The organism is Aquirufa originis (assembly GCF_042714495.1).
Taxonomy (GTDB): Bacteria; Bacteroidota; Bacteroidia; order Cytophagales; family Spirosomataceae; genus Aquirufa; species Aquirufa originis.
Genome location: NZ_JBBKXY010000003.1, coordinates 228,155 through 242,218 on the forward strand (window position 1 = coordinate 228,155; position 14,064 = coordinate 242,218).

Annotated in this window: 7 protein-coding genes; 5 read left to right on the plus strand and 2 right to left on the minus strand. The window is 41.1% G+C overall.

The genetic code is table 11. The annotated features are described in order from the left end of the window. Positions 1-280: 280 nt before the first annotated feature. Complete coding sequence (locus SKC35_RS09390; protein ID WP_377979129.1) at positions 281-799, minus strand: nuclear transport factor 2 family protein; 519 nt, start codon at positions 797-799, stop codon at positions 281-283. 11 nt (positions 800-810) lie between these two features. Continuing rightward, on the minus strand, positions 811-2,037 hold the full coding sequence (locus SKC35_RS09395) for a serine hydrolase domain-containing protein (RefSeq protein WP_377979130.1): 1,227 nt from the start codon (positions 2,035-2,037) through the stop codon (positions 811-813). A 71-nt stretch (positions 2,038-2,108) separates the two neighbouring features. On the opposite strand from SKC35_RS09395, the gene yidD reads away from it, so the two are divergent. The 5 genes from yidD (at position 2,109) to SKC35_RS09420 (ending at position 14,063) form a co-directional block, all read left to right on the plus strand. Beyond that, complete coding sequence (gene yidD, locus SKC35_RS09400; RefSeq protein ID WP_377979131.1) at positions 2,109-2,333, plus strand: membrane protein insertion efficiency factor YidD; 225 nt, start codon at positions 2,109-2,111, stop codon at positions 2,331-2,333. A gap of 495 nt (positions 2,334-2,828) precedes the next feature. Continuing rightward, positions 2,829-5,825: a SusC/RagA family TonB-linked outer membrane protein gene (locus SKC35_RS09405; protein ID WP_377979132.1), complete on the plus strand. Its 2,997-nt coding sequence runs from the start codon at positions 2,829-2,831 to the stop codon at positions 5,823-5,825. 54 nt (positions 5,826-5,879) lie between these two features. Then, positions 5,880-7,349: a RagB/SusD family nutrient uptake outer membrane protein gene (locus SKC35_RS09410; RefSeq protein WP_377979133.1), complete on the plus strand. Its 1,470-nt coding sequence runs from the start codon at positions 5,880-5,882 to the stop codon at positions 7,347-7,349. A gap of 116 nt (positions 7,350-7,465) precedes the next feature. Then, entirely contained in the window at positions 7,466-10,765 is a 3,300-nt protein-coding gene (locus SKC35_RS09415; protein ID WP_377979134.1) for a VCBS repeat-containing protein, read from the plus strand. A gap of 4 nt (positions 10,766-10,769) precedes the next feature. Beyond that, a complete protein-coding gene (locus SKC35_RS09420; protein ID WP_377979135.1) occupies positions 10,770-14,063 on the plus strand; it encodes a VCBS repeat-containing protein in 3,294 nt (1,097 codons plus the stop codon). Position 14,064 lies beyond the last annotated feature (1 nt).

Here is a 14,064-nt window from a genome sequence, read left to right on the forward strand (position 1 = left end):
GTTTTCCGCGGAGCCTAAACTATATGATCAATAAGAATGGACTCTTTTTCCGATCTTAACTAATTGTTAGTTGATGATCAAATTGGCCTCATAAAACTAATATACCCCAAGAAAACGGCGCAAGCACCTATTTTCTACGGGGTCTTTTAATTTTAATCTCACTGTCTGACTAAATTGTAGATTGGGGTTAGGAATCGCCACCTCTCTTTCAGAGATAAAACAATGTAGGGGTTTCGAAAACATGTGCTTGCGCCGTTTTAGGAACCCCTATATTGTTTTATCACCATCCATCGTCTTTCTTAGCCTTCGGCGCTGGAGCAGTTTGTTTCTTTGCTGCCGGAGTCGACTTCGTTGTACCTGTTTTGGCACCCTGACCCGTCGCCAGATTTACATCTAACGCTACACGACTGAAAACGCGGCAAACGATTTTCCAATCGTCATTGATTTTCATCAAACTTAGTAGATCGATGTATTTGAAATCGTCGAATTTGAATTCCACCGTCGCCACTGCTGAAGTACCAGCATAAGAGTAATTTAATAGAGCTCCGGTTGCTTTTGCGCCGCCTACTGGCATACCGGCGATGAATTTACGCAAAGGCATGTCTACAATCTTTCCAGTCGATGTATTTAGGTTTCTTAACAGGGCGTTGCTAGCAAAGGCGCGACCTAAGCTCGCGGTATCCCCTTTAGTGAAGCCTTCTGTGTATGAGTTAATGGCAGATTTAATGCCTTCGTCTTCCGATTGTGCGAAAGCCGTGGTGCCTAATAGGCATAATAGCGCAATAAATAGATTTTTCATGGTTTGTTAAATTAATTGCCTCCTGAAGATTCACCTTCTGCTGGGAGATTTTCTCCCTTTAGAAATAACTTCGCTTTTTCAGGGTACAAGATGGATTGAACGATATTGACTTTGGCCAAAGAATGATTCGCCATATTACCTAAAATAATAATGGCTGAATTGTCTTTTTGATTATGCAAATAATAATTTTTGAACCCGTGCCACCAGCCTGTGTGGTAGGTCAGCCATTCGCCATTCTCTAATTGCTTCAGTCGCCAGCCTAGGCCATAATTCGTCGTTAATACTTTGGGTTTCGTATGTTGTGGAGTGAAGGCTTCTGCCAGCGAACTCAATTTGACTACGGTCTCGGAATTCAATGCTTGGTCCCACATAAACATATCTTCCACGGTGGAATAGATTCCTTTGTCTCCTGTAACGCCGTCTAAATGGTCAAAGCCTACTACGGCTAGTCCCGAGCGCTTAGGCTGATAGCCAGTAGCTGATTTTTTCAATAATTCAGGATGCTGTGGATCATATACGAAAGATTCGCTCATGCCCGCAGGAGTGAAGATGTTCTCTTTTACATATTCTCTAAACCCTTTACCGCTGATTCGCTCTACGATATAAGCCAACAAAATGTAATTGGTATTATTGTAATGAAATTGGCGGTTCGGGTGGTAATCGATGCCTGGTTTGATCTTATTAAATAGTTCAACCACCTTAGCATTTGTTAACGGAGCTTTTTTGTCATAATATTTATCTAAACAATAGGCGTAATTAGGTAGACCTGATTTATGAGTTAATAAACTGCGTATAGTAATGCTGGAGTCGTAGGGGAATCCAGGAATATGCTGTTCCACGCGATCGTCTAACTTTAATTTCCCTTGTTCCATTAATTGCAAGATGGAAACAGCGGTGAATTGCTTGGAAACGGAGGCTAACTGAAAGGGAGTACGTGTATTTAATTGGGCTTTGGTGAAGTTGTTTGCAATTCCAAAAGCGCGTTTATAAATGATCTTTCCGTATTGCGCTACAAGCACCGTTCCGTTAAAGCCGGTTTTCTTCTGTAAGGTTTTAAAGAAGGTGTCTAATTTAACAGCTTTCTGTTGCGCTATCTTAGGGTCAAACAAGCTAGCTATACTGTCGTTTCGCTTTTCGACTGAGCTGTTTTTGGCAAAAAAATGACTAGGAACATTGTTGCAGGAGGCCATGCAGAATAAGGATGCCAAAATACTAAGTGCCAAAGACCTACGATTCATATGCGAAATTGCGAAATGTATTTGTTAAATTTAAGAGCAATTTAATCAGAAAAGGCCTTATTTCAAACTCGATGCTACAGCGGATTTTTGTTTTCTTTTTTCTTCTTCTAATCCGTATTTACCAAGGGATGATTTCACCCTTTTTACCTAATTCCTGTCGCTATACACCTACTTGTTCCGAATATGCTAAGCAGGCCTTTCAAAAACACGGATTGATTGAAGGTTTGCGCCTTACCCTGAAGCGGGTAGGAAGTTGCCATCCGTGGGGTGGAAGTGGCCACGATCCGGTACCTTGATCTTTAGTGCAACAGTATAGCACTGTCTTAATTGTATTATTCTAATTTTATCCTAAATTATTTTTGGCATTAGATTACCGAAAAAAAAGTGATTTTTTTTTCAAAAAAGTTTCTATTGAAAAAATACAATCGAATGCGAGCTTTAATGGAGGTTTTGGCCAAAAAATGCCTCTGAAATAGGGGCTCTGTTTATAATTAGATAACAATTAGATTATTTTCAGATCCTGTCCTATACTGTGCTAGTTTTCAAGAAAATCTAAATTAAGTACAATTCACAGCCTCTAAGTCATCGTTTCATTATCTATTTTCATTTTTTTATTCAATTTATTTATAGTTTTTTTGTGAAGGTTTTGAAATTAGTCATACTATGTAAACGATTACATGGGCTTTTCAAAAGGCTTCGGCCAGCAGAAACTCTGTCTTCTATATATAAATAAGAATAAGAACAAGACCTACAAGAATCATTAATCATTTTTAACCCTTAATTTTTCACTTATGATTCATTCTTACAAGAGAGTGGGTCGCCTTGTGCGATCAAGTGTTAGTAACCTAGGCTTCAAGCAAGCTTTTAGTGTTGCTGTTGCACTATTAATTTCCTTGGGTGCTTTTGCTCAAGATGTGGTTTCAGGGAAAGTTACTGATGCTGCTGATGGCTCAGCGATCCCTGGTGTTTCTGTTACTGTTAAAGGTACTACAAAAGGTACTCAAACTGACATTAACGGTACTTACAAAGTAAACGCAGGAAGTGGAAGCACTTTAGTGTTCACATTCGTAGGTTATACTTCTAAAGAAGTGAAAGCTACAGGTTCTGTAGTGAACGTTGCTTTAGCTGCTGACAACAAATCTTTAGAAGAGGTTGTGGTTGTAGGTTACGGTACTCAAAAGAGAAAAGAGATTTCAGGAACTGTAACAAGTTTAGGATCTCGTGATTTCAATGCGGGTGTGGTAACTAACCCATTAGCTGCTGCTCAAGGTAAAGTAGCTGGTTTAGTAATTACGCAAGCATCTGGAGATCCCAATGCTGCTCCAACTGTACGTCTTCGTGGTACAGGTTCATTGAACGCAGGTTCTGAGCCTCTATACGTAATTGACGGTGTGATTGGTGCTCCTATCCAAAACGTTGCTCCAGAAGATATCTTATCTATGGACGTGTTACGTGATGCCTCTTCTGCAGCTATCTACGGTTCTCGTGGTGCGAATGGTGTTATCTTGATCAACACAAAACGTGGTAAGTCAGGCGCTCCTACAGTAGATTACTCTGCTTACGTAGGTGCTGAGACTATCTCTCAACGTCCAGAATTGTTAAATGCTGCTGAGTTCCGCGCTGCTGCTGCGAAATACAAGCAATCATTTGATGACAATGGTGCTAACACAGATTGGTTAAAAGTAATCACACGTACAGCGGTTTCTCAAAACCACAACGTAGGTGTTTCTGGTGGTTCTGAAAACTTATCATACCGTGCTTCAGTTGGTTATTTAGACCAAACTGGTACGTTGATCGGTTCTGGAAAAGATCGTTTAACAGGTCGTTTGAATTTAGATGCGAAAGCAATGAATGGCAAATTGAACATGAAGTTCAACATGTCTGCTTCTCAAACTAACGGACAATTCGCTGATAACCGTGCGGTAGGTTTTGCTATGAACATGCGTCCAACTGATCCAGTTTACGCTGCAAATGGTAACTACTTCCAATTACCAGGTACATTCGCAAACTTTAACCCATTAGCGGCTTTAGAGAAGAAATCAAACACTCAACGTTTACAAGATTTCTTATTCAATGCTTCTGCAGGTTATACTATCTTAGATGGTTTAGTATTTAACGTATCAGGTACATTACGTACTCAAAACGCTAACAATAGCTATTTTGCTTCAACTACTCCAGGTAACTTGTTATCTACTGTAGGTGGTAACTCAGCTTCTCGTTCATTAAACTCAGTAACTGATAAGCAATTAGAAGCTACTTTGAACTGGACTAAGAAATTGAACGATGTTTCTACATTGACTTTATTAGGTGGTTATACTTACCAAGATGTAGTTAATGATGGTTTCGGTGCTTCTAACAACAACTTCTTAACAGATGCGTTTGGTGCTGATAACATTGGTTCTGGTTTAGGTATTCGTACGAATCCTTCTTTATTGTATTCTTACAAAAACGAATACAAATTGGTTTCTTTCTTAGCTCGTGCACAATACTCGTTAATGAACAAGTATTTCGCTACAGTTAATATGCGTCGTGATGGTTCGACTAAATTCGGTGATAACAACAAGTGGGGTTTATTCCCATCAGTTTCAGTGGGTTGGTCATTATCTGAAGAAGCATTCTTAAAAGGAAATACAACAATCGACAACTTGAAACTTCGTGTTTCTTGGGGTAGAACTGGTAACTCGGAAGGTATCCGTCCGTTGTTATCTAAATCATTCTACGGTCCATCAGGTTCATACTATGATGGTTCAGCTGATGACTTCTTACCTGCATACGCAATCCAATCTAACCCGAACCCTAACTTGAAGTGGGAGGTTAACGAAAACTACGGTGCTGGTATTGACTTCTCAATCTTGAAAGGTAAATTAACTGGATCGATTGACTGGTATACTCGTCAAACGAAGGATTTATTATACACAGTTAATGCTCCACAAGAAAAAGGATTTGTATATCCAACTATCTTAGCGAACATTGGTTCGATGCAAAACCGTGGTATTGAGATCTCTGCTACTTACCAATGGTTAGATACGCAAGATTGGTCAATTAGTTCTTCATTCGCTGGTTCATTCAACCAAAACGAATTGATCTCTTTGAAAAACGACGAGTTCGCTGCAGCTGACCAAGTATTCTTATCTACTTCTTTAGGTAGCTACATCCGTGGTACTTCTGCTGTAAACTTCTCTGTATTACAAGCTGGTCAACCAGTAGGTGTATTCTACGGAGCTAAAGTTTCTAAAATCGAAAACGGAAAATACGTATTCCAAGACCTTAATGGTGATGGTGTTGTAGATCCTAACGCGAAAGACCGTACTTACTTAGGAAATCCTAACCCTACTTTCGTAGGTGGTTTAACTACTAACGTACGTTACAAAGCATTTGACTTACAATTCCAATTAACTGGAAACGCTGGTGCTAAGATCGTTAACACGAACAACTTATTGTTAGGTCGTCAAGATGGTCGTTTAGCTGAGTCTAACGCATTGAAAACTGCTGCTACTTCTGTAATCAACGATGAGCGTACAATCCCTATGGATTACTACGTAGAATCAGGCGATCACATTCGTTTAAGCAACGCATCTTTAGGTTACACTTTACCAGTTAAAGGCGTATTCAAAAGAGCTCGTATTTATGTAGCTGGTAACAACTTATTGTTGTTAACTAACTACTCTGGTGTTGATCCTGAAGTTAGCCAAAACCTTGCAATTGGTTCTGCTGCTCCTGGTATCGATGTTCGTGAGACATACTACAAAACTCGTGCATTTACTGCGGGTATTAACTTGTCTTTCTAAACATAATAGCCACACTATTAGTTATATAACTTAATTAATAAAATAATTAAAAAAATGAAAAAATATATCTATAAAGTACTTTCAGTAGGTGTTTTCGCTTCGTTAGCCCTATCGTCTTGTACAGATTTAACTGAGCCAGTTTACGATTCGATCCCAGCGGATCAATTCTTGAAAACTGATGCTCAAATTGCTGCGGCATTAGGACCTGCTTATGGTGGTCTTCGTGGTATCACATGGGATTGGTTCAATCCAAGTGAAGCATCTTCGGATGAGTTGATCGTTCCTACACGTGGGGGTGACTGGTATGATGGTGGTGACTGGTTGGCGTATTCTCGTCACACATGGACTCCACAACACGGTCCTATCAACGGAATGTGGGGATTCATTTTTGGTAACATCTCTCAGGTGAACCAATTGATTCCAGTAGTTGCTTCTAACCAAAAAGCGGTAGATGAGTTACGTGCAGTACGTGCAATCTATTACTTCATGGCTGTGGATGCATTCGGTAATGTGCCTATCGTAACAGATAACAAATCTTCTGCTGCGACTAAGACGCGTGCTGAGGTGTATGCATTCATCGTTTCTGAATTGACTTCTGCTATCCCTAACTTACCTACAGGTAAAGCTTACTCTCGTATGACTCAAGATGCTGCTAAAGCATTGTTAGCGAAAGTATACTTGAACGCAGGTGTGTATAGCGGTACTACACAATGGCAAAAAGCATATGATACAGCTGATCAAGTAATCAAATCTTCGAACAACTGGTCATTAGCTTCTTCTACGTTGTCTAACTTTATCGTTCAAAACCAAGGTTCTAACGAGAATATCTTCGCGATCCCTTTTGATTCATTCAAAGCGGGTGGTATGAACTTCCAAATGAGAACGTTACACTATGCTAACCAACAAACGTATGGTTTAGGTAACTCTCCTTGGAACGGTTTCTGTACTTTAGCTGATTTCTATAACTCATTTGAGTCTGGTGACTTACGTGGTGCTATGTGGATCAAAGGACAGCAATATGCTGCTTCTGGAGCTAAATTGAAAGATGCAAAAGGTGCTGATTTAGCATTCGTTGCGGATTGGGAAAAAGATCAAATGACTGATGCGGATGCAGTTTACCAAGTAGCTGGTATCCGTTCTCAGAAATATGAGATCCAAAAGAACAACCCGAACGGTGATCAATCAAATGACTACGTATTCTTACGTTTAGCTGACGTTATCTTAATGCGTGCTGAAGCTGCTTTCCGTTTAGGAAACACAGCTCAAGCGTTAACAGATATCAATGCTATCCGTACACGTTCTGGTGTTGCTGCTTTAACTACAGTTACTGCTGACGATATCTTAGCTGAGCGTGGTCGTGAATTAGCATGGGAAGGATGGAGACGTAACGACTTAATTCGTTTCGGTAAATTCTCTACAGCTCGCAAGTTTATGACAGTTACTGACAAGACTCGTGAATTGTTCCCAATTCCACAACCTCGTCGTGATGCTAACCCATTATTGACTCAAAACCCAGGATATTAATCTGTAGGTTTTTGATAGAAAGGCAGAACCATTTGGTTCTGCCTTTTTGTTTTATAGGGGTTTTATATGCCCCCCGTATTTTGTATTTTTGTAGTGCAAAAATTCGATCATTAAGAATGAAAAATTATCCCTTATTCTTCCTTATTTCTCTTAGTATTTTCTCTTGTTCTCAAAAAGAAGATACTCTTTTTGAAGAGTTGCCTGCTGAGCAAACCGGTATTGATTTTGTGAACCGTAGTTTGGAGAAAAAAGAGTTCAATATCTTCAATTACCGCAACTTCTATAATGGAGGTGGCGTGGCGATAGGCGACGTGAATAACGATGGTTTATCGGATCTTTTTGTGACATCTAATTTCGAAGACAATAAGTTGTATTTGAACAAAGGGGCGATGAAGTTCGAGGATATTACGGTGAAGTCAGGGATTGTGGGGAAGAAGTTTTGGTCTACAGGTGTCACGTTTGCAGATGTGAATGGGGATGGCTTAATGGATATTTATGTGTGTAATTCAGGTTCGCGTGATCAGCGTGGGAATCAATTATACATCAATCAAGGAATAAAGGGTGGCGTGCCTACTTATAAGGATCAGGCCAATGAAGCGGGTCTAGAAGATGGAGGATTTTCAACGCATGCGGCTTTCTTCGATTACGATCGCGATGGCGATTTAGATATGTATTTGTTGAATAATAGTTTTACCCCGATTGACAAATTAGGGTATACGAATTTACGGGAGGAGCGTGATAAATTAGGCGGTGATAAGTTATTTAGAAATGATAGTAAGGATGGAAAGGAACTTCATTTTACCGATGTGTCGGAGACGGCGGGTATTTATGGGAGTTTGATTGGTTTTGGTTTAGGAATTACGATAGGCGATGTCAATAATGACAACTGGCCTGATATTTATATTTCAAATGACTTTTATGAGCGTGATTATTTGTACATCAACCAAAAGAACGGCACGTTTAAGGAGGATTTAGAGAATGAGATGCCACATATTTCGTTGAGCTCGATGGGTGCGGATATGGCGGATTTGAACGACGATGGCTACATGGACATCTTCGTGACGGATATGTTGCCGGGCGATGATCGCCGTTTGAAAACGACGTCTGTTTTTGAGGGCTATAACCTGGTGGAGTTGAAGAAGAAGCGTGGGTTTTGGCATCAATATATGCGCAATAATTTGCAGCTGAATAATGGGGATGGAACCTTCTCTGAAGTGGGTCAATTAGCAGGTGTACATGCGACGGATTGGAGTTGGGGCGCCTTGATCTTTGATATGGATAATGATGGGAAGAAGGATATTTTTGTGGCGAATGGAATTGCCAAAGACTTAACGGATCAAGACTTCGTTGATTTCTTAGGGGATCGCAACACGATGCAGCAAATGCTAGATGGTAAGAAATTCGATTACAAAGAGTTTACAGATAAAATTTCCTCGGTGCCTATTCCGAATTACGCTTATAAAAATGAGGGTGATTTAAAATTCTCGAACCAGGTAAAATCATGGGGATTAGAAGGTCCAGGATTCTCGAATGGTTCAGCTTACGGTGATTTAGACAATGATGGGGATTTGGACTTAGTCGTGAACAATGTGAACGCGCCATTATCCGTTTACAAGAACAAGACAAACGAGAAATTTAAGAACCATTATTTGACCGTACACCTAAAAGGAACGGATCGTAACCTAAACGGTATCGGAGCACGCGTAACGGTTTACCAAAAAGGCGGATTCAAAGTATTGCAACAAATGCCGAATCGCGGTTTTCAATCGTCGAGTGACCACCAAATGGTGTTCGGCTTAGGAGCAAATGGAGCGATTGATTCGGTACAGGTTTTATGGCCGAACGATAAGATCGAAACCATTAAGTCAGTGAAGGCCGACCAGATAATAACGTTGAAGCAGGAGAATGCGAAAGAGATCTTCCATTTCTTTGAGGCGAAACAAACCCCAATTTTTGCAGATGTGACGTCTGGTTTATTAGATTATCTACACGTGGAAAGTATGTTTAACGACTACGACCGCGATGTGTTATTGAAGCAAAAATATTCTACACAAGGCCCAGCTTTAGCGGTGGGTGACGTGAATGGTGATGGTCTAGAAGATATTTATTTAGGCGGGGCTGCTGGTCAAGTCAAGCAATTATTTGTCCAAAAACCCGGCGGTAAATTCGTCAATTCTCCACAAGCAGATTTCAGCCTAGATCAGACTACAGAGAATACGGATGCTACTTTCTTTGATGCGGATAAAGACGGCGATTTAGATTTGTTCGTGGTCACAGGAAGTAATGAGTTCGCGGAGAATGCACCGGAATTACACGACTTATTGTATTTGAATGACGGCAAAGGAAATTTGAAGCGTGATATTCGATTCCCAATGATTTATGAAAACGGGTCTAGCGTTTCAGCAGCGGATTACGATAAGGATGGCGACATCGATTTATTCGTGGGAACGCGAATGGTCAATGCGAAGTATGGCCAAAGCGCCCAAAGCAATTTGTTTATCAATGATGGAACAGGTGGATTTAAGAACCAGTCGAAGCGCTATATGCCTCAAGTGACGGATCTAGGGATGGTGACGGATTCAGAATGGTCTGATGTGGATGGTGACGGTTATGTAGATCTTTTGGTGACACAAGATTGGGGACCGGTAGTCGTGTTTAAGAATGAGAGAGGCAGAAAATTAACCAAACAAGAACCAGTAGCTGGTTCGGAAGGATTGTGGTCTTGTATCAAGCCTGCTGATATTGATGGTGATGGAGATATGGATTTTGTACTGGGGAACTTTGGCCTTAATTCTAAGATTAAAGCTTCTGCAGAAAAACCTGCTTTCCTGCATGTGGGTGATTTTGATAAAAATGGAGTGGTAGAACAAATCATCTCTTGTGTGACAGAGGATGGAAATACGTATCCGATGGTCTTGAAAGGAGAGATGCAGCGTGCGCTTCCGATGATCAAGAAAAAGTTCATCAAGTACAAGGATTATGCGAACAAGACGGTGGATGAATTGTTTAGTGATGAGCAACGCGAAGGGGGTACTGTGCGCCAAATCACGACAACGCAATCGTCCTTTATGATCAACGATGGAAAAGGAAACTTCAGTTTGCAAGCACTTCCTTACCAGGCTCAATTCTCTCCTATTAGAGGAATTCAAGCGGCAGATTTCAATAAGGATGGCAAACTAGATATTTTATTAGCTGGTAATTTCTTTGATTCACTTCCAGAATGGGGGCGATTTGATGCGAATTATGGTCTTCTATTAGAAGGACAAGGTAAAGGGAAGTTTGCAGTAAAATTATCCAAGCAAACTGGATTTAAAACCCTTGGTCAAGTACGTAATATGGCGCTCGTAAAAGGAGGGAAGTCGACGTATGTAGTATTGGCCAAAAATGATGACAAAGCCCAAGTATTTAAATTTTAAAACAATGCGTACCAATTATTTTTCAATTCTCTTTCTTTCTATTCTTCTTTTTGCCTGTAATTCAGGTGATGATGTGGTGCTATTTGAAAAATTAGATGCAGAAAAAACGCACATCGATTTTTCAAATAATATCACCGAAACGAAGGATTTCAATATCCTAGATTATCTCTATTTCTACAATGGTGGTGGCGTCTCTGCCGGGGATATTAATAATGACGGATTAGTGGATTTGTTTTTCGTGTCCAATCAAGGAAAAAACAAATTATACCTGAACAAGGGAGATATGCAATTTGAAGACATCTCAGTGAAGGCGGGAATCGAAGGATTCTCTGACTGGAAAACGGGGGTGACGATGGCCGACGTAAATGCAGATGGCTTCTTGGATATCTACATTTGCGCGGTAGGAAATTACAAAGGTTTAGAAGGGTCGAACGAGTTATACATCAACAACGGTGACAACACGTTTACAGAGAAATCGAATGAATTCGGTTTAGACTTTACAGGATTCTCCACACAAGCCGCCTTTTTTGATTATGATAAAGATGGTGATTTAGATTGCTATTTATTGAATCACGCTGTACACAACACCCGTTCCTATGACCGCGTGAATACGCGTTCGTTGAAAGACAACGAGGCAGGAGATTATCTATACCGAAATGATGGAGGCAAATTTGTGGATGTGTCGAAAGAGTCTGGTATCTACCAAGCGGCGATGGGTTATGGTCTAGGAATTTCAGTGGCAGATATAAACAACGATGGTTGGTTAGATATCTACGTGAGCAATGACTTTCACGAGGATGATTACTATTACATTAACCAAAAGGACGGTACGTATAAGGAAGGTATTCGCGATCACTTCAAGCACTTGAGCCGTTTCTCGATGGGTTCTGATGTGGCAGATATTAATAACGACGGATTCCAAGACGTGATGACGTTGGATATGTATCCTGATGATGAGAAGGTGGAGAAATCGTCTGTGGGTGAGGATCCTTTGGACATCTACATGTACAAATTACAGTTCGGTTATTTCAATCAATACAGCCGGAACTGTCTTCAGTTAAATATGGGAGGCCAAAAATTCTCCGACATCGCTGCCTCTTCCGGAGTGGCCGCGACAGATTGGAGTTGGTCGACGTTGATGAATGACTATGATGGCGATGGCATTAAAGATATCTTCATCTCGAACGGTATTTTACGCCGCCCGAATGACTTAGATTATTTGAAATTCGTCATTGGCGATTCGCTGCATTATGGTTTGCCTACTTCTGAGAAATTAGATCAGGAAGCCATCGATTTGATGCCGGACGGTCGTGTTCACAATTACATTTTTAAAGGCGCGAAGGATTTACGTTTCGTAGATAAATCAATTAAATGGGGCTTTGAAGAAAAAGGCGTTTCGAACGGATCGACGTATGCGGATTTAGACAATGACGGTGATTTGGATTTAGTGACTAACAACCTGAATGAAAAGGCGAGTGTTTATCAAAACAACAGCCGCCAATTGTTAAAGCATAATTTCGTGAAGGTAAAATTCAAAGGAGATGGCGGAAATACCTTTGGTATAGGGGCGAAGGTCATCTTGAAAACGAAGGACGGCCAGCAATTGCAGCAAATGATGCCTACGCGTGGCTTTATGAGTTCGGTGGAACCTACCTTGTTATTCGGTATTGGTGATTTACAGCAGGTGGATGAGATGCTCGTGATTTGGGAAAATGAAAAAATGCAGATCGTCAAGAATCCCAAGATCAATGAGACTCTCACGATGGAGCAAAAGAATGCGAACGTAAACGTGAAAGATTACGTGTTCTCTGCGCCGGTGAAGCCTCTTTTTGCGGAAGTGACGGATGGAGTGAATGTTCCGTACCAGCACCAGGAAAATGTCTATTTCGATTTCAACCGCGAATTGTTAATTCCATTTAAGGTTTCTATCGAGGGACCCAAAATCGCGGTGGGTGACGTGAATGGCGATGGTCTGGAAGACGTGTATTTAAGCGGTGCGAAATACCAGGCGGGTCAATTGTTATTGCAAAAAGGAACTGGATTCGTTCTATCTAATCAGCCTGTATTTAAGGCAGATTCATTGTATGAAGATGTGGATGCTTTGTTCTTTGACGCGGATGGTGACAAGGATTTGGATTTATATGTAGTGACAGGGGGGAATGAATTCTATGATAAAATGCCGGAGCAATTCGATCGATTATACACGAACGATGGCAAAGGGAATTTCACCCGCGCGATGAATGCCTTGCCTCCGATGTATGATAATAAATCAGTGGTTCGTCCTTGCGATATCGATCGCGATGGAGACATGGATTTATTCGTAGGTGGTCGCGTGGTAGGTTATTCGTATGGTGCTTCGCCGCGTTCGTATTTACTAGTAAACGATGGCAAGGGTCACTTTGCTGACAAGACTATTGCTTTAGCTCCGGAATTGCGGGAAGCAGGGATGTTGACGGAGGCGATTTGGGCAGATATTGATAAAGATGGCGATCAAGATTTAACTGTGGTGGGCGATTGGATGCCGATTAAGACTTTTGAAAATAATAAGGGTAAATTCAAATTAATAGAGAATGGCCTGGAGGAGAAAACGGGATTCTGGTCGGGTATGACGGCGGCGGATTTTGACAAAGATGGAGATATAGACTTCATCGTGGGAAATCTAGGAACGAATACAAAGCTGCGGAAGGAACTCGAAGGTCAGTTACGCATGCAGATTAAGGACATCGATAAAAATGATACCAAAGAGCACATTGTTTCGTATAATCGCGGCGATGATTGGTTCCCGATTAATAGCAAAGACGAGATGGGGAAACAGATTCCAAGTATCATCAATAAGAAATACACGGCGTACCATATGTTCGCGGGTAAGACGGTGGAAGAGATTTTTGGCGATAAAGAATTAGATGGGGCGGAGGAAAAGCGCGTGAATACGTTTGAATCGGTTTACTTGGAAAACCAAGGAAACAAGACCTTCAAAATGGTAGCGCTTCCTCCATTAGCCCAGGTGTCTAAGATCATGGTCATGCGCACGGAAGATGTGGACAAAGATGGAAACCTCGACGTGATCGTGGGAGGTAACTTTAATGGAGCTTCGATGTACCAGGCGCGTTATGATGCCTTCTTTGGCCTGATTCTAAAAGGGAATGGCAAAGGCGGGTTCAAGCCGCTTATCCCAACAGACACAGGCTTGATGCTCGAAGGCGACATTCGCGACATAAAGCAGGTGAAGACTACCGCTGGAATTTTGTACCTAGTGGCTCGTAACAACGATAAACTTCAGGTGTTTAAGAAATTATAGG